Origin of the sequence: uncultured Methanofollis sp. (assembly GCF_937919355.1) — an archaeon.
Taxonomy (GTDB): Archaea; Halobacteriota; Methanomicrobia; order Methanomicrobiales; family Methanofollaceae; genus Methanofollis.
The window spans coordinates 1-14,603 of sequence record NZ_CALFSA010000132.1; the positions used below are offsets into that span (position 1 = coordinate 1).

22 protein-coding genes are annotated in these 14,603 nt (G+C 61.9%); 19 read left to right on the forward strand and 3 right to left on the reverse strand.

Annotated elements, in window-relative coordinates; genetic code table 11:
* From Q0520_RS06155 to Q0520_RS06220, 14 genes are all read left to right on the forward strand, one after another.
* A partial coding sequence (locus tag Q0520_RS06155; protein ID WP_298667663.1) for a DUF2105 family protein occupies positions 1 to 267 on the forward strand: 267 nt, incomplete at its 5' end.
* Positions 260 to 916, forward strand: a complete 657-nt coding sequence (locus Q0520_RS06160; RefSeq protein ID WP_298667665.1) for a hypothetical protein — start codon at positions 260 to 262, stop codon at positions 914 to 916. The genes Q0520_RS06155 and Q0520_RS06160, both read left to right, overlap by 8 nt.
* A gap of 5 nt (positions 917 to 921) precedes the next feature.
* Positions 922 to 1,125 carry a hypothetical protein gene (locus tag Q0520_RS06165; RefSeq protein WP_298667667.1) on the forward strand — a complete coding sequence of 68 codons (204 nt, stop codon included), beginning with the start codon at positions 922 to 924 and terminating at the stop codon, positions 1,123 to 1,125.
* 1 nt (position 1,126) lies between these two features.
* Positions 1,127 to 1,969 (forward strand): respiratory chain complex I subunit 1 family protein, encoded by an 843-nt coding sequence (locus Q0520_RS06170; protein ID WP_298667669.1) that lies wholly within the window; start codon positions 1,127 to 1,129, stop codon positions 1,967 to 1,969.
* On the forward strand, positions 1,966 to 2,214 hold the full coding sequence (locus Q0520_RS06175) for a hypothetical protein (protein ID WP_298667671.1): 249 nt from the start codon (positions 1,966 to 1,968) through the stop codon (positions 2,212 to 2,214). The genes Q0520_RS06170 and Q0520_RS06175 overlap by 4 nt, the downstream gene beginning before the upstream one ends.
* Positions 2,211 to 2,609, forward strand: a complete 399-nt coding sequence (locus Q0520_RS06180) for a DUF1959 domain-containing protein (RefSeq protein ID WP_298667673.1) — start codon at positions 2,211 to 2,213, stop codon at positions 2,607 to 2,609. The genes Q0520_RS06175 and Q0520_RS06180 overlap by 4 nt, the downstream gene beginning before the upstream one ends.
* On the forward strand, positions 2,606 to 3,064 hold the full coding sequence (locus Q0520_RS06185; protein ID WP_298667675.1) for an NADH-quinone oxidoreductase subunit B family protein: 459 nt from the start codon (positions 2,606 to 2,608) through the stop codon (positions 3,062 to 3,064). Before Q0520_RS06180 ends, Q0520_RS06185 begins: the two co-directional genes overlap by 4 nt.
* On the forward strand, positions 3,061 to 4,146 hold the full coding sequence (locus Q0520_RS06190) for a nickel-dependent hydrogenase large subunit (RefSeq protein WP_298667677.1): 1,086 nt from the start codon (positions 3,061 to 3,063) through the stop codon (positions 4,144 to 4,146). The genes Q0520_RS06185 and Q0520_RS06190 overlap by 4 nt, the downstream gene beginning before the upstream one ends.
* Before the next feature lie 6 nt (positions 4,147 to 4,152).
* Complete coding sequence (locus Q0520_RS06195) at positions 4,153 to 4,758, forward strand: 4Fe-4S binding protein (protein WP_298667678.1); 606 nt, start codon at positions 4,153 to 4,155, stop codon at positions 4,756 to 4,758.
* Positions 4,755 to 5,156, forward strand: coding sequence for a molybdopterin dinucleotide binding domain-containing protein (locus Q0520_RS06200; protein ID WP_298667680.1), 402 nt, complete (start codon positions 4,755 to 4,757; stop codon positions 5,154 to 5,156). The genes Q0520_RS06195 and Q0520_RS06200 overlap by 4 nt, the downstream gene beginning before the upstream one ends.
* On the forward strand, positions 5,153 to 6,451 hold the full coding sequence (locus Q0520_RS06205; RefSeq protein ID WP_298667682.1) for a formylmethanofuran dehydrogenase subunit B: 1,299 nt from the start codon (positions 5,153 to 5,155) through the stop codon (positions 6,449 to 6,451). Before Q0520_RS06200 ends, Q0520_RS06205 begins: the two co-directional genes overlap by 4 nt.
* Entirely contained in the window at positions 6,448 to 8,148 is a 1,701-nt protein-coding gene (locus tag Q0520_RS06210; protein ID WP_298667683.1) for a formylmethanofuran dehydrogenase subunit A, read from the forward strand. Before Q0520_RS06205 ends, Q0520_RS06210 begins: the two co-directional genes overlap by 4 nt.
* Positions 8,148 to 8,918, forward strand: a complete 771-nt coding sequence (locus Q0520_RS06215; protein WP_298667685.1) for a formylmethanofuran dehydrogenase subunit C — start codon at positions 8,148 to 8,150, stop codon at positions 8,916 to 8,918. The genes Q0520_RS06210 and Q0520_RS06215 overlap by 1 nt, the downstream gene beginning before the upstream one ends.
* Positions 8,918 to 9,067, forward strand: a complete 150-nt coding sequence (locus tag Q0520_RS06220; RefSeq protein WP_298667686.1) for a DNA helicase PriA — start codon at positions 8,918 to 8,920, stop codon at positions 9,065 to 9,067. Before Q0520_RS06215 ends, Q0520_RS06220 begins: the two co-directional genes overlap by 1 nt.
* A gap of 1 nt (position 9,068) precedes the next feature.
* On the opposite strand, the gene Q0520_RS06225 is transcribed toward Q0520_RS06220, so the two are convergent.
* Together Q0520_RS06225 and Q0520_RS06230 are read right to left on the reverse strand one after the other, a co-directional pair.
* Positions 9,069 to 9,338: a DUF1922 domain-containing protein gene (locus Q0520_RS06225; RefSeq protein WP_298667688.1), complete on the reverse strand. Its 270-nt coding sequence runs from the start codon at positions 9,336 to 9,338 to the stop codon at positions 9,069 to 9,071.
* Positions 9,339 to 9,445: 107 nt separating this feature from the next.
* The gene (locus Q0520_RS06230; RefSeq protein ID WP_298667690.1) at positions 9,446 to 9,628 is read right to left on the reverse strand and encodes a hypothetical protein; all 183 of its coding nucleotides are present in this window, start codon (positions 9,626 to 9,628) and stop codon (positions 9,446 to 9,448) included.
* A gap of 127 nt (positions 9,629 to 9,755) precedes the next feature.
* Between Q0520_RS06230 and Q0520_RS06235 the strand changes: the two genes are divergently transcribed.
* Positions 9,756 to 10,496 carry a coenzyme F420-0:L-glutamate ligase gene (locus Q0520_RS06235; RefSeq protein WP_298667692.1) on the forward strand — a complete coding sequence of 247 codons (741 nt, stop codon included), beginning with the start codon at positions 9,756 to 9,758 and terminating at the stop codon, positions 10,494 to 10,496.
* Between the two features lie 710 nt (positions 10,497 to 11,206).
* On the opposite strand, the gene Q0520_RS06240 is transcribed toward Q0520_RS06235, so the two are convergent.
* Positions 11,207 to 11,365, reverse strand: a complete 159-nt coding sequence (locus tag Q0520_RS06240) for a preprotein translocase subunit Sec61beta (protein ID WP_298667694.1) — start codon at positions 11,363 to 11,365, stop codon at positions 11,207 to 11,209.
* 51 nt (positions 11,366 to 11,416) lie between these two features.
* Here Q0520_RS06240 and Q0520_RS06245 point away from each other — a divergent pair, with 51 nt between their 5' ends.
* From Q0520_RS06245 to psmB, 4 genes are all read left to right on the forward strand, one after another.
* Positions 11,417 to 12,451, forward strand: a complete 1,035-nt coding sequence (locus tag Q0520_RS06245; protein WP_298667696.1) for an amidohydrolase family protein — start codon at positions 11,417 to 11,419, stop codon at positions 12,449 to 12,451.
* Positions 12,452 to 12,491: 40 nt separating this feature from the next.
* Complete coding sequence (locus Q0520_RS06250; protein WP_298667698.1) at positions 12,492 to 12,917, forward strand: universal stress protein; 426 nt, start codon at positions 12,492 to 12,494, stop codon at positions 12,915 to 12,917.
* A gap of 20 nt (positions 12,918 to 12,937) precedes the next feature.
* Positions 12,938 to 13,798: a CBS domain-containing protein gene (locus Q0520_RS06255; RefSeq protein ID WP_298667699.1), complete on the forward strand. Its 861-nt coding sequence runs from the start codon at positions 12,938 to 12,940 to the stop codon at positions 13,796 to 13,798.
* Between the two features lie 71 nt (positions 13,799 to 13,869).
* A complete protein-coding gene (gene psmB, locus Q0520_RS06260; RefSeq protein ID WP_298667701.1) occupies positions 13,870 to 14,511 on the forward strand; it encodes an archaeal proteasome endopeptidase complex subunit beta in 642 nt (213 codons plus the stop codon).
* The last annotated feature ends 92 nt before the right edge of the window (positions 14,512 to 14,603 follow it).

The window sequence follows — 14,603 nt, forward strand, 5'->3', positions numbered from 1 at the left end:
ATCGTCCTCTCGTGTTTCTCGGGCGGTGCGGTGGCGGGCCTCGGCATCCTCTTCTGGTTCTTCTGCAAGGGGCACAGCGAGGCCTTCGAGATCATCGAGACGGCCTCGGGCTATGCGTGGGCCCTCTGGATCGTCGCCTTCTTCGTCTTCATGATCGCCCCGCAGCACTGGCTCTTTGCGGTGATGGCGGCAGGCGGCGCAATCCTCCTGAAGGTGATGGCAAAGATGGCACTTGTTGGCACAATGCGGGGTGGCCGGAATGTTTGACCTCCCCATCGAGGGTGCGGAACTGCTGGCAGTCGAGTTCGGCGACATCGTCGACTACTTCAGCGTGTACACGGCCGTTCTCTTCGCCTTCGCCCTCCTCTTCATAGGGCTTGTGATCATCAGCCGCCCGGAAAAACCGGTGGACATCGTCTTTGGCGGCGACGCCTACTACACGAAGGAGATCCCGCCCGAACAACTCCGCTTCCAGCGGTTCATGGCCATCGCCTGCGGTCTTGCGACCCTCGGGGCGATGGTCTCCGGCGACCTCTTCAACTTCACCCTCTTCAGTTCCATGATCGGGATCACGAACATCGGGATCGTGGCGGCGGTGAAGAACAGGCACGTCCTCGAGGCCGCCTACCAGTACGGGATCGTGGCGATGGTCGCCACCGTGCCCCTCTTCGGCGGTGCGGCGATCGCCCTTGCGGCGACCGGCACCCTCTCGATCTGGGAACTCGCCGGGGCCGGGGCCGTGCCCCTTCTTGCGAAGATGCTCCTTGTGGTCGGCGTGATGGGCGAGGGCATGGCGCCCTTCTACATCGGCAAGGCCGAGATCACGCGGGCGCCGGGTGCACCCTACGTACTGATGATCCATGTGAGTTCCCTCCTCCTCTTCCTCAGAGTGGTGGAGATCGCCCTGACGGTGTGATGACGATGAAAAAACAGACAGCAGGTGCGGTAACGGTGGCGGCGGGGATTGTCTGCGTCGCCGCCTCGGTGGCATGGCGCCTCGGCCTCATGGAGACCTGGATCGCGATCGTGCTGAACGTTGTCGCCTTCCCGTTCTTCCTTGTCGCCCTCGGCCTGTGGTGGAATGCAGCAGAAAAAGAGGGGGACACCCCATTCATAGGGTACTGACATGATCGAATATCTCATCTTCGCGGTCTTCGCCGGCCTTCTCCTCCATGGCATCCACAGGAAGGCGATCGCACGGATACAGGGACGGCCCGGTCCCCCGGTCTGGCAGGAGATCCTTCATGCACTGAAGTTCTCCTTCAAGGAGACCTGGATACCGGCAACGGCAAGCGAGACGCTCTTCGTGGCCGTCGTGCTCATCGCCATCGGCGTCTGGAGCACCGCCCTCTTCGTCCTCCTCACCGACGGGAGTCTCCTCCTCCTCTTCGCGGTCTACATGCTCCACAAGATCGTGGAGCACGGTCTCGGCCTCTCCTCAGGGTCGCCGTACGGGAAGTTCGGGGCGATCAGGTCGGTGATGTCGGCGGCCTCGGAGATCCCGCTCTTCGCCACGATCGCCGCCGTGTACCTCGTCACCGGGTCCCTGATGATCTCGGACATCCAGGCATGGCAGGTTGCGCACGGCCCCCTCCTCTTCACGGCACTGCCGGCGGCCATCGCCCTGTACATCGTCGTGCTGGCGAAGATGCACTACAGTCCCTTTGCCGTCATCGAGAGCAAGGAGATCGTCAGCGGCAATGTCACCGAGCACTTCGGGGTCTGGCGTGCCGCACTGGACGCGGCCTTCGGGCTCAAGACCTTCGTCCTCCTGTACGCCTTCATCCTCATCTTCCTGGGGCCGATGCCCCTGCTCCTTGCAGCCGCGGTGATGGTGCTCCTCCTCCTCTCCCTCTCGTTCATCTGCGCACTGACGCCGATGCTCTCACCCTTCGACACGGTCACCATCCAGATCGGGGTGGCCGGCCTCATCGTCGTCTATGTCCTCCTTGCGGGGGTGATCCCATGAGTCTGATCAAAAACGCTGTCGTCGCCGGGGCGGTGGTCTACGGTGTCATCCTTCTCATCGAGGCCGCTCGCCATCCCTCTTTCGCACTGACCGCCATCGCCACCGCTCTCATCCTTGCGGCGGTAGGGGTGCTCTTCGGGTCAAAGGACGAGCACAGGTTGAAGACGACGGAGATGGCCCTCCTCTGGGCCACTGTCAGTCTCTTCCTGCTGTATGGTCTCCTGAAAGTGGGAGGTGTCCTGTGACCGAATACCTCTATGAGAAGGACCTCCGCCCCCTGAAGTACAATGTGCTTGCTGCGCCGCGGCAGGACAGGACGGTGCGGGCGATGGCCGCCGTCCTCGGCGTGCGTGTGCAGGTGCTCAGGCGCCACCTCATCGAGCGCCTCGACATGTCGGACATGGAAAACATGCCGGCACGCTGGGAAGCCGCACACGCGGTGCAGGCAGGCGGCGGCGGTCACGACGCCCTCGCCGACGCCCTCGGCCGCGACCTCTTTGTGAGGAAGATCGCCGTCTTCACGCCCGCCGAGATGGAGACCGCATACGGGAAGGCCCGCGCTCTCGCCGACGGCGGGACGCCTCTTGCCGACGCCGTCGAAGAAGGAAAGAAAACCCTCAGGGAGGTGATCACCCCATGACAGACATGCTCCAGAAACTCAAGAACGCCGTGCGGTCGCGCTCGATCCACGTGGCATACGTGGACACGGGTTCGTGCAACGGTTGCGATATCGAAGTCCTCGCCTGCCTCTCGCCCAGGTACGACCTCGAACAGTACGGGATCTACGTCCACAACAACCCGCGGGAGGCCGACATCCTCCTCGTTATCGGGTGCTGCACGCCCCAGTGGGAAGACAAACTGAAAGGTATCTGGGAGAAGATCCCCGAACCGAAGGCGGCGATCGCCATCGGCAACTGCCCGGTCTCGGGCTGCGTCTTCAACCGTGAGGGGAGTTACGTCAACCCGCCGGCCTCGAAGCACATCCCGATCGCCGCCTCCGTGCCGGGGTGCCCGCCCCGCCCGACCGAGATCATCAGGGCGGTCCTCTCGCTCGCGCCGACGATCTTCGCAGACTACGAGGAGAAGAGACAATGAAAAAGACGGTCGATGTATCCATACCTGTCGGCCCGGTCCACCCCTGCTGGAAGGAACCGGTCAGGATCAAGTGCGAGACCCGGGGAGAGCACGTCATCGGCACCGAGGTCGAGATGGGCTACATGAAGAAGGGGATCGAGAGGATCATGCGCGGGAGGCCCTGGCAGGAAGTGATGTTCCTCGCGGAACGTGTCTGCGGGATCTGCTCGGTCGTCCACAACATGGTCTTCATCGAGGCGATGGAATCGATCTCCGGGATCACGCCCCCGCCGCGGGCGGCATACCTCAGGGTGGTCGTCAATGAACTTGACCGGATGGCAAGTCACCTCCTCGCCAACTTCTCGTACTGCTACACGATCGAGCACGAGACCCTCGGCATGTACCTCCTCAATGAGCGTGAGCATGTGCTGGACATGCTCGAGCGGATCACCGGCAACCGGGTGAACACCGCGTACATGATCCCGGGCGGCGTCCGCTACGACCTGCGGCCTGTGGACGAAAAAGTCCTCAGGGAGACCCTCGACCTCCTCGACGAGAACATCGCCCGCTATACGAAGATGTTCGAGACCGGGCCGATGATCGCCCTCAGGAGCAAGGGTGTCGGCATTCTCACGAAGGAGCAGGCGCTCGAAGCCCATGCCGTCGGCCCGACGGCGCGGGCGAGCGGGATCGCCGTGGACCAGCGGACCCGTCACCCGACCTACAAAGAGATCGGGTTTGAACCGGTGGTCAGGACCGAGGGCGACAACTATGCACGGATCATGGTCAGGTTCGAGGAACTGAAACAGAGCATCAACCTGATCCGGCGTGCCCTGGCAATGATGCCCGACGGCCCGATCCGGGGCGGGGGCATCTGCAAGGGCGGCGAGGTCAGGTACTCGGGCGAGGCGCCGCGGGGCGAACTGACCTACTTCGTCAAGGCCGACCGCTACGGGCGGGTCGAGGATATCGCCATCCAGACGCCGTCAATTATGAACATCGACGCATGCAGCCACTACATGCTGAAGGGCGTCTCATCGATCGCCGACGTCACCTCGACCTTCATCAGTTCAGACCCCTGCATTGCGTGCAACGAGAGGTAAAAGGACATGGGATTCTCGATCATCTGGTATCTGCGCGAATTTCTCCGGGCCGAGTGGCTCAGGAATTTCTTCTTCGCAAAGACGGCGCCCCTCGTCGACCCGCCGTACTTCAGGGGCTACCCGGCCCTCACCGGGAAGGAGTGCACCCACTGCCTCTCCTGTATGATGATCTGCCCGACGCCGGGGGCGATCGAGGTGCTGCGCGACGGCGAGACCTGGACGCCGCACATCTACCCCGGTCACTGCATCAGGTGCGGCCTCTGCGTCGAGGCATGCCCCGAGGACGTCCTGGACGCGGGACGGGTGCTGGAGACGCAAAAACGCGACAGGACCGACATCTCGGTCAGGTATCAGGTGACCGTGAACCCCGACACCTGCGTGCGCTGCGGGAACTGCGTCGTCGCCTGCCCGGTGAACAAAGAGGCGGACCCGCAACTCGGCGCAGGCGGGACCTCGGCAAACGACGAGGTGATCATGAAGATCCACCGGGGCAACCTCTGGGTTGTCCACGACGAGAAGTGCACGGGGTGCAAGACCTGCGAGAGTGTCTGCCCGACCACGGCGATCAGGATCGCACGGGTCGCCGAAGGGCGGCAGGAGGTGGGAAAATGAGGTTCCTCTTCAACACCGGCAGGACGGTGGCGCAGGGCATCGGCCTCGACAGGAAGAGCGGGACTGAGTATGCCGGGGCGACCTCACGCTGCATGATGAACCCGGTCGACATGATGGACCTCGACGTCGAGTCAGGCGACCACCTCGTGGTGAGGGGACCGGCGGGCGAGGTCGTCCTCTCGGTCGTCCCGGCGGAGGGGACGCCGCGTGGCATGGTCTTCGTCCCTCTCGGGCCCTATGCGAACCACGTCCTCGGGGGGGAGACCCACGGGACAGGGATGCCTGATTTCAAGACCCAGACCGTCGAGATCGAACCGACGGAGAGGGAGGTGCCGACTGTGACCGAACTGATGGAAGAGATCGGCGGGGTGGCCTATGAACAGGGGGCGAGACCATGATCTACACTGATATGGTCTGCCCCTTCTGCGGGTGCCTCTGCGACGACGTCGTCATCGAGACCGAGGGGGACAGGGTTGTCCGGGTGGACAATGCCTGCACCCTCGGCACCCACAAACTGATGACCACCAGGAAAGACCGCCTGAAAGGACCGATCATGCGGGACGGCGCCGGCGGGTGGCGGGACGCAAGTTACGAGGAGGCGATCGAGTACGCCGCCGGCGTCCTCCTCGACGCCGACAGGCCACTGCTCTACGGGTGGTCGAGCACGCAGGGGGAGGCCCAGGGCCTCGGTGTCTCCATGGCCGAACTCCTCGGCGGTGTCATCGACTCGACCACCTCGGTCTGCCACGGTCCGTCCATCCTGGCCATCCAGGAAGTCGGCCATCCAGGGTGCACCCTCGGCCAGGTGAAGAACAGGGCCGACGTGATCGTCTACTGGGGCTGCAACCCGACCGAGGCGCACCCGCGGCACATGAGCAGGTACACCACCTATGCCGACGGTTTCTTCCTCCAGAACTCCTTCAGGGAGAGGAAACTCATCGTCGTTGACATCAGGAAGACCGAGACCGCGAGTATCGCCGACGAGTTTGTGCAGATCAAACCGGGCGGCGACTATGCAGTCTTCTCGGCGTTGCGGGCGATCGTGCGGGGGCGCGGCGCCGTCGTGCCGCCGACCGTCGCTGGCGTGACGAAAGAGCAACTTGAAAAGATCGCAGAGATCTGCAAAAGCGCGAAGTTCGGAGCATTCTTCTTCGGTGTCGGGCTCACCATGGCACCGGGCCGGTACAAGAATGTCAGGAACGCCATCGAACTGGTGGACGAACTGAACAGGCACACGAAGTGGACCCTCACCCCTCTCCGCGGCCACTACAATGTCTACGGCTCGAACGAAGTCTTCACCTGGATGACGGGATACCCCTATGCCGTCGACTTCTCCCGGCAGATCGCCTTCTACAACCCGGGCGAGACGACGTCGGTGGACATCCTGGCACGGAAGGAGTGTGACGCCTGCCTCATCGTGGCGAGCGACCCCGGCGCCCACTTCCCGCGGAAATGTCTAGAGCACCTCGCCTCGATCCCGACGGTGCTCATCGACCCGGCGCAGACAGTGACGACGCCCCTCTGCCGGTGCCAGATCCCGACGGCCGTCACCGGCATCGATGCCTCGGGCACGGCCTACCGGATGGACGGCGTCCCGATCCACATGAAGGCGTTCCTGGACCTGGGCTATCCGACAGATACCGAGATCGTCGGTAGAATATTCGAGAAAGTAAAGGAGGTGAGACATCCATGAACGAGTTGCTTGTGAAAAACGCCTATGTGATCGACCCGATCAACCGTATCAACGGCGAGGTGATGGACATCGCCATCAGGGACGGCAGGATCGTCGAGGACGTCGGCCCGAAGGCGACGGTGATCGACGCCGGGGGGTGCCTCACCCTCCCCGGCGGTGTCGACTCCCACACCCACGTCTGCGGCACGAAGGTGAACTTCGGGCGGTACATGAGCCCGGAGGACATGCGGGCAGGGAGGGTGGCACGCCGCGGCGTGAAACACGCCACCTCGGGTTACTCCGTCCCGACCACCTACGCCAACTCGTACCGCTACGCCGTCATGGGCTACACCACCCTCCTCGAAGGGGCGATGGCCCCCCTCGAAGCCCGCCACACCCACGAGGAGTTCTCGGCGACGCCCCTCCAGGACATGATGGCCAACACCCTCTTCGACGGGAACTGGGGGATTATGAATGCGATCAGGGACGGCGACCAGGAGAGGGTCACCGAGATCGTCGGGTGGACACTCTCCGCGGTGAAGGGTTTCGGGATCAAACTCACCAATCCCGGCGGGACCGAGGCATGGGGGTTCGGGAAGAACATCACCTGTATCAAGGACGAGGTCCCGAACTTCGGGGTCACCCCGATCGAGATCATCCTGGCGATGATCCGGGCCTGCGAGACACTCCGCCTCCCCCACTCGGTCCACCTCCACTGCAACAACCTGGGCAACCCGGGCAACTACGCCTGCACGGTCGGGACCTTCAACCAGGTCCCCGACCTCAACGAGAAACGCCAGACCCTGTACGCCACTCATGTCCAGTTCCACAGTTACGGCGGGTCAGACTGGAAGACCTTCTGCTCGAAGGCCGAACCGGTGGCATACACGGTGAACAACAGGCCCCAGATCGTCATCGACATGGGGCAGGTGATGTTCGGGAAGACGACGACGATGACCGCAGACGGCCCTATGGAGTTCAACCTCTACCGCCTCCACCACGACAAGTGGTCGAACCACGACGTCGAACTGGAGACGGGTTCGGGGATCATCCCTGTCTACTACCGGAGAAAGAACCTGGTGAACTCTGTCATGTGGGCGATCGGGCTGGAACTCGCACTCTTGGTGAAGAACCCCTGGCAGTGCATGCTCACGACCGACAACCCGAATGGTGCGCCTTTCGTGAAGTACCCGGAGATCATCGCCCTCCTCATGAGCAAGAAGTACCGTGACGCCGAGTTTGCGACCGTCCACCCGGAGACCGGGTCACGGGTCGTCCTCCCGGCCCTGGACCGTGAACTCGACTGGAACGAGATCGCCGTCATGACGCGGGCCGGGCAGGCAAAGGCCCTCGGGATCACCGGCATCGGGAAGGGCCACCTCGGCCTCGGCGCCGAGGCCGACATTGCGATCTATCCGATACGGGTCGGGGAAGTCGACCCGGCACAGGAGTACAGGAAGGTGATCGACGCCTTTTCCCGGACGAAGTACACGATCAAGAGGGGTCGGCCGGTCACGCGGGACGGGGAGGTCCTGGTCCACGGCGAGAACACGACGATCTGGGTCGACCCGAAGATGGGGCCTGGCCACGACATCAGCCAGGACACGGAGTTTGTGAAGATGTTCGACCGCTATTACTCGGTGCGGATGAGCAACTACCCGGTGCAGGACGAGTACCTGAAGAGGAGCCTGAGGATGGAGACGGAGGCGGTCTTCTGATGAGGATAACTCTCTCGATGCGGGAGCGGAAGAACCCGTATATCCCGGTCGAGGCCGAGAAGATCGTCCCCTCTATTCTCATGAAAGGGACGGACGTCACAGTCTACGAGGGGAACAAGGAGCGGCGCCTCGCCGACCTCTTCGAGATCACTGTCGAGGGAGAGGCGGCATCGGTCGACGAGGTCGAGGTCGTGCTCCGCGGCGACACCTCACGCGTGAAACGGGTCGGCGAGTACATGGACGGCGGCAGGATCACAGTCGAAGGTGACATCGGGATGCACTGCGGCAACTTCATGGCGGCCGGTACGATCGAGGTGAGGGGCAATGCCGCAGGCTGGTTTGCCCGCGAACTCCGCGGGGGCACGGTCATCTGTCGCGGGAACGCCGGGCACTACTGCGCTTCAGGCTACCGCGGCGAGAAGAAGGGGATGAGAGGCGGGAAGGTGGAGGTCTTCGGGGATGCCGGAGACTTCGCGGCCGAGCACCTCTCCGGCGGCGAGGTGGTCATCCACGGGGACTGCGGCGACATGGCCGGCGTCGAGATGCGGGGGGGGACGCTCACCATCCACGGCGACTGCGCCCGTCCCTGCGGGAACATGACCGCGGGCACCTGCACGGTCCTCGGCACGGTCCTCGGCATGATCCCGACCTTCGAGCGGACCGGAGAGATTGTCGGCCCGGACGGCGGAACCCTTACCGCATTTGTGGGAGATATCGCAAACAGAGGAAAGGGAAAACTTTTCATCAGGAATTTTCAATATCTGGAGTGATGATCAGGCACGAATGCGGGTACGAGGCGCCGGTGTACTGCAGAAAGTGCGGGCGCCCCCTCGAATACATCGAGCGCAGGGGGATATACTGCCCCAACTGCGGGCGGCAGGTGACCATGCTCTGTCCGAAGTGCGGAAAGCGCTGGTGACTCAGGTCATTCGGCTCCTGACCCACCTGGCGTACTCAGAGCGCAATTTCCTTTTTTCCGCATCGTTCAGGTCTTTCCTGCCGGTGTCCTCAAGAAAATCCGCAAGTTTGCAGACGATGGTATCCGCGTCGTGGTGGTCCAGGGCCTCAAGATAGACCGCAGACCGGTTCACGTCAATCACCTCGCCGCAGACATGGCAGAGTTTCCAGCGCTGGTAGGGGTCGACATAGGTGAAGGTGAGGCATCCCGGACAGCGGATGACGTGGTACATCAGGGGGAGATCGGCAGTGCTCTGTAAAAAAGATTCCTCTCTGCACCTGAACAGGGTGGAGGTCCACGGGATGTGGACACCTGTCCTGTTCCTGACTGTCCGGCACCCTACCAGCGCCAGAGGCGCCCTACCTTTCCGGCGGCACTGCCCGCCCCGTGGACGATGATCTCGATCCTCACGGGGCCTGTTGCCTCGGCGGCCATCTCCCCGCATTCCCTGCACGCCGGGCCGTACTTCTTCCCCCGGTGGATCTCTTCTTTGATCTGGGTCCCGTAACTGTACCAGGTCATCTCATGCACACCTCCGCGGACTCTTGCCCTGCCCGCATGCACCTGAGGAGAGAGATGATGATATTAAAAGTATCCTCCAGACCCGGACCGATGGGTATTAGTCCGGAGGATGCTGATAGTGATCCTTATGCAAATCCAGGTAATCCCTGTTGTGGGCCTCCCTATCATCCATCCCGGCGACCATCTCGCCGAGATGATCTGCAACACGGTCGCCTTCGAGGACGGCGACATCCTCTGCCTCGCATCCTCGGTCTACTCCAAGGCGCACGGGCATGTCCGCAGGCTTGACGAGATCACCCCCTCGGAGAACGCCCTGCGCATTGCGAAAAAAACGCACGAGGACCCGCGCTTCGTCCAGGCCGTCCTTGACGACACGACCGACGTCATCCTGGAAGATCCCTTCATCCTCTCCGAGACTGTCACCGGCCACGTGGGTGTGCGGGCGGGCATCGACCACTCCAATGTCGAGGACGGCATGATCATCCGTCTCCCCCCCGACCCGATGGGCGCCGCCGACGGCGTGCGCCGGGAGATCAACCGGATCAGCGGGAAGGACGTCAGGGTGATCATCACCGACACCTGCGGGCGTTCGTTCAGGCGGGGCCAGACCGGTGTCGCCATAGGGTGGAGCGGCATGACGGCGATCAGGGACTTCCGCGGCGACCACGACCTCTTCGGCCGCACCCTGGAGATCACGGAGGAGGCGGTGATCGACGAGATCGCCGGGTTCTCGAACTTCATGATGGGCGAGAGCAACAACGGTGTGCCTGCCGTCGTCTTCAGGAACTGCGGGGCGTGGACCGGGCACGACAGCCTCCACTTCAGCAAGAAGGAAGATATCATCAGGCAGGCGCTCGGCCGGAACTAAAAATTCTTTTTTTCGCGGGGCGGCGGATCGGATGCCGTGAGATCGGGAACTCTCTGCATGGTCTGAAGAGCGTCCGCGTCTGACGGCAACGATGGCACTTCCCTCTCTGTCACTGCAATCTTCCTGTCCCTGTCGATTGATAGGAGAAAGGCAGTGGATGTGTATCTCCTCCGGGAGGCTGCCGCTCGAAAATCAAAGATTTTCTCATGCTCACTTCTTTCGCGCCCTGTCATTAGGATAGGGGGTGGACTGGCAATCTCCCTTCTCAGGATCTCTGTTCTGTCTTCCCGGGTCCAATCCTGAGCGGGGGTCCGCTCGCACCGCGAAGACTTCGTCTTCTCGACTCCCTTCGGTCGTCCCCGCTCAGGATAGGCGGGGATATGGTTTCTCCCTCCTCAGGATATCCTGCTCACTCTTCCCCGTCCTATCCTAATTTCGGGGAACGAGCGTCAGCGAGTTCGAGAAGACTTCGTCTTCGAGTTCCGAACAAAGTGAGGTCAAGAAACCGAAGGTTTCGCTGTCCGGGGGGCGGCAGTCCCCCGGCGGAGAGTGGGGACAAGGCAGTACCGGTCTCGGTGTTCCCGGTGACTGATACAGGGAAGCCCGTCTCTCACCACACTCCCCTCACGCCGGCGCAGAAAAAAGCACTCCCTCTCGCGTCACGCCCGATCAGAAACCGCGGGCCGGCATCGACCCACAAAAAAAGGTATTCAGTAGAAGACGTTCAGGATAAAGATGAAGACTCCGACACCTACCGCAAGTGCGAGCACATAGGCAGGGTTGACGTGGAACGCCCGACGGTCCTCGCTGTCATAATAGTTCACGAGACCTGCAGACGATACAAGCCGCCCGCCACTCTTTTTTGCCATGGATTGTGGTTTCTCACTCAATATATATAAAATCGGTGCCAATGGATGGATATGCACGAGCAGGTGTACCGGGGCCTCGCCCTCCTCGGTGCTGACTTTGAGCCGTCGCGAGTGGCGATCGTCGTCGAAAACGGAAGGATCGCGGGGATAGAAGACGACCCGGCGGCACCTGACCTCTGGATCTGCCCCGCATTCTTCAACGCCCACACCCATCTCGGCGACACCGTGGCGATGGACTGCGCCACCTGCGGCGACCTCACCGCCCTCGTCACCCCGCCCAACGGCCTCAAACACCGCATCCTCGCCACAACCCCGCGGGACCGCCTGGTCGCCGGCATGCGCGCAAGTGTCGAAACCATGCGGGCGACAGGCACCGCAGGCTTCGCCGACTTCAGGGAAGGCGGCCCGGAGGGAGTGTCGGCCCTGCACGACGCCCTCAGGGGCGAGGCGACCACTCCCATCATCTTCGGCCGCGAAGGAGGAGAGATGACGGCCGACGGCATCGGGATCAGCAGCGTCCGCGACGTCGCAGGCGTCGAGGCGCAGGTGACCGCCGCACGGGCCGCCGGGAAGAAGGTGGCCTTCCACGCCGGGGAGCGCGACCCCGACGACATCGACGGCGCCCTCGCCTTCGAGCCCGACCTCCTCGTCCACTGCACCCATGCCACCGACAGGCAACTGCGGGAGATCGCCGACGCCGGCATCCCCATCGCCGTCTGCATGCGCTCGAACTGGATACTCGGCGTGACCCGCGGCCAGGACCACCCGCCCCTCAGGAAGATGACCGAACTCGGCTGCACCTTCTACCTCGGCACGGACAACGTCATGTTCGTCCAACCAGACATGTTCAGGGAGATGGCCTTCTGCGAGACGGTCTCGCGCCTCCCGGCAGATCAGGTGCTGCGCGCCGCCGTCGGGGGCGCCGCCCTCGCCGGGAGATCCGGCCTGCTGGAAAAGGGGAACCATGCGGATTTTATCATAATAAACCCGCAATATGCGAATCTCCGGTTCAGCACCGACCCGTCCGCCTCGATCGTCCGGAGAGTGGACGGAAATGCCATCCGGGAAACTGTTATAAATCCGTAAAAGGAATTATGTTGCAAGTTTCATTTTTGGAGGTGCAGTTATGTTCCAGAAAATCGTCGTCGCCGTCGACGGGTCGGAGATAAGCCAGAAGGCATTTGAGGTCGCCCTCTCAGAGGCGAAAATGTGGAATGCCGCGCTTCACCTGATCTATGTCGTCGAAACCAGCAGGTTCTCGTCTCTTCCCATGGACAACACCATGGAAGTCATCTACTCCCTGCTGGAGAAGGAAGGCCGGGATATATTTGAGAAGAGCACAGCACGCGCCGCCGCCGAAGGGATTTCCCTCGTCACCCATCTCAAGGACGGCCATGCAGGGACCGAGGTCCTCGCACTCGCCGACGAACTCCAGGCCGACCTGATTGTCATCGGGTCACGCGGCAAGAGTGGCATCGACCGTCTCCTCCTCGGCAGCGTCTCCGCACACGTTGTCCAGGACAGCAGGTGCACAACCATGGTGGTGAGATAATTCCCGAAACAGCAGATGACATGCACGTCATCGACTACATGACAAAGGATGTCGTCTCTGTCGAGATACCAAGCAACAGGGACGATATCCTGAAGATCCTGAAAAGGACCGGGATCTCAGGCGTGCCTGTCCTTGAGAACAAGAAAGTCGTCGGCGTGGTGACCAGGAAAGACCTCCTCCGCAAGTCTGAGGAGACGCAGGTCGCCCTCCTGATGTCCCGCAGTCCCATCGTCATAAAGGCCGACGCCACCATCACCGAGGCCGCCACAGTGATGAGCAAACACGATTTCCGCAGGCTCCCGGTCGTGGACGACGAGGGCAAACTCGCCGGCCTGATCAGCGTCGCCGACATCGTTGCCGCCGTCGCCCAGCTCAGGATCAAGGACGAGATCAAGGACCACTGCGTGAGCACCACCTTCGCCCTCTGGGAAGAGACACCTCTCCCCCTCGTCGGCAGGATCATGGAGATCTCCGACGTCGAGGCCGTCCCGATCATGGACGAGAAGGGCAGGGTCGCGGGGATCATTTCAGAACGCGACCTCATCCGCAGTTCACACATCGAGGACTCCGTCGAAGTCTCCGACTTCTCGAACGGGACCGACGACGATGAGTGGACATGGGAGAGCATCAGGGACATGCATGTCATCAGTTACGGCGTTTCGAAGGTGAAACTCCCTGACAGGCCGGTCAAGACCGCCATGGTCAGGAACGTGATCACCGTCCCGAAGAACGCAACGGTGAGCGAATGCGCACTCCTGATGAAGCGTTCCCGTCTCGACCAGCTCCCCGTGGTCAATGGCGACAAAAAACTCATCGCCATGCTCTTTGACCGTGACATCATCAGGGTGCTCTGTGAGGACCCCGGGAACAACAACCTTTAAATTTCTTCGTGTCCCTTATAACAGATAACGCTTTTACCAACTTTTAGCGTGTAATTTTTGGGGGTATTCCAATGCCTGAGATTAATCAGGAAATATTAAAGGGCACCACGACAGTGGGGCTCGTATTCCATGATGGCATCGTCCTTGCAACCGAGAAACGTGCAACGATGGGCAACCTGATCGCCAGTAAAAAAGCAAAGAAAGTGTACCAGATCGCCGACCGCATCGGCATGACGACGGCCGGCGGTGTCGGCGACGCCCAGCAACTCGCCCGCCTCATGCAGGTCGAGTGCAACCTCTACAAGGTCCGCCACGGGAAGACAATCTCGGTCGTGGCAGCGGCGACGCTCCTCTCCAACTATCTCCAGCAGAACCGTTACTACCCGTACTATGTCCAGCTCCTCGTCGGAGGCGTGGACAGGAACGGCCCGAGCGTCTATTCCGTCGACGCCATGGGGGGCGCCTCGAAGGAAGACGACATCGTCTCGACCGGGTCGGGGTCGCCGATGGCGTACGGTGTGCTTGAAGACCGTTTCGAGGCTGACATGGACGAAGAACAGGCCGCTGCACTTGCCATCCGGTCACTGAAGGCCGCAATGCGCCGGGACTCGGCATCGGGCGAGGATATCAGTGTCGTCGTCATCACAAAGGACAAGTACGAAGAACGTGCTGTCGAGGTCGCAAAAGGAAACGGCCCAGAATTAGCCCACTAAATTCTTTTTTAGGACGATTTTAATGCTCATAGAGGACAGACTCAAGGAACTCAGGGATAAGATCAATGCCAAGGTCCCCGCAGGTATCACCA

Coding starts and splice junctions, on each gene's coding strand:
- Q0520_RS06160 (WP_298667665.1), top strand. CDS start 260: ATGTTTGACCTCCCCATCGAGGGTGCGGAACTGCTGGCAGTCGAGTTC.
- Q0520_RS06165 (WP_298667667.1), top strand. CDS start 922: ATGAAAAAACAGACAGCAGGTGCGGTAACGGTGGCGGCGGGGATTGTC.
- Q0520_RS06170 (WP_298667669.1), top strand. CDS start 1,127: ATGATCGAATATCTCATCTTCGCGGTCTTCGCCGGCCTTCTCCTCCAT.
- Q0520_RS06175 (WP_298667671.1), top strand. CDS start 1,966: ATGAGTCTGATCAAAAACGCTGTCGTCGCCGGGGCGGTGGTCTACGGT.
- Q0520_RS06185 (WP_298667675.1), top strand. CDS start 2,606: ATGACAGACATGCTCCAGAAACTCAAGAACGCCGTGCGGTCGCGCTCG.
- Q0520_RS06190 (WP_298667677.1), top strand. CDS start 3,061: ATGAAAAAGACGGTCGATGTATCCATACCTGTCGGCCCGGTCCACCCC.
- Q0520_RS06195 (WP_298667678.1), top strand. CDS start 4,153: ATGGGATTCTCGATCATCTGGTATCTGCGCGAATTTCTCCGGGCCGAG.
- Q0520_RS06200 (WP_298667680.1), top strand. CDS start 4,755: ATGAGGTTCCTCTTCAACACCGGCAGGACGGTGGCGCAGGGCATCGGC.
- Q0520_RS06205 (WP_298667682.1), top strand. CDS start 5,153: ATGATCTACACTGATATGGTCTGCCCCTTCTGCGGGTGCCTCTGCGAC.
- Q0520_RS06210 (WP_298667683.1), top strand. CDS start 6,448: ATGAACGAGTTGCTTGTGAAAAACGCCTATGTGATCGACCCGATCAAC.
- Q0520_RS06215 (WP_298667685.1), top strand. CDS start 8,148: ATGAGGATAACTCTCTCGATGCGGGAGCGGAAGAACCCGTATATCCCG.
- Q0520_RS06220 (WP_298667686.1), top strand. CDS start 8,918: ATGATCAGGCACGAATGCGGGTACGAGGCGCCGGTGTACTGCAGAAAG.
- Q0520_RS06225 (WP_298667688.1), bottom strand. CDS start 9,338: ATGTACCACGTCATCCGCTGTCCGGGATGCCTCACCTTCACCTATGTC.
- Q0520_RS06230 (WP_298667690.1), bottom strand. CDS start 9,628: ATGACCTGGTACAGTTACGGGACCCAGATCAAAGAAGAGATCCACCGG.
- Q0520_RS06235 (WP_298667692.1), top strand. CDS start 9,756: ATGCAAATCCAGGTAATCCCTGTTGTGGGCCTCCCTATCATCCATCCC.
- Q0520_RS06240 (WP_298667694.1), bottom strand. CDS start 11,365: ATGGCAAAAAAGAGTGGCGGGCGGCTTGTATCGTCTGCAGGTCTCGTG.
- Q0520_RS06245 (WP_298667696.1), top strand. CDS start 11,417: ATGCACGAGCAGGTGTACCGGGGCCTCGCCCTCCTCGGTGCTGACTTT.
- Q0520_RS06250 (WP_298667698.1), top strand. CDS start 12,492: ATGTTCCAGAAAATCGTCGTCGCCGTCGACGGGTCGGAGATAAGCCAG.
- Q0520_RS06255 (WP_298667699.1), top strand. CDS start 12,938: ATGCACGTCATCGACTACATGACAAAGGATGTCGTCTCTGTCGAGATA.
- psmB (WP_298667701.1), top strand. CDS start 13,870: ATGCCTGAGATTAATCAGGAAATATTAAAGGGCACCACGACAGTGGGG.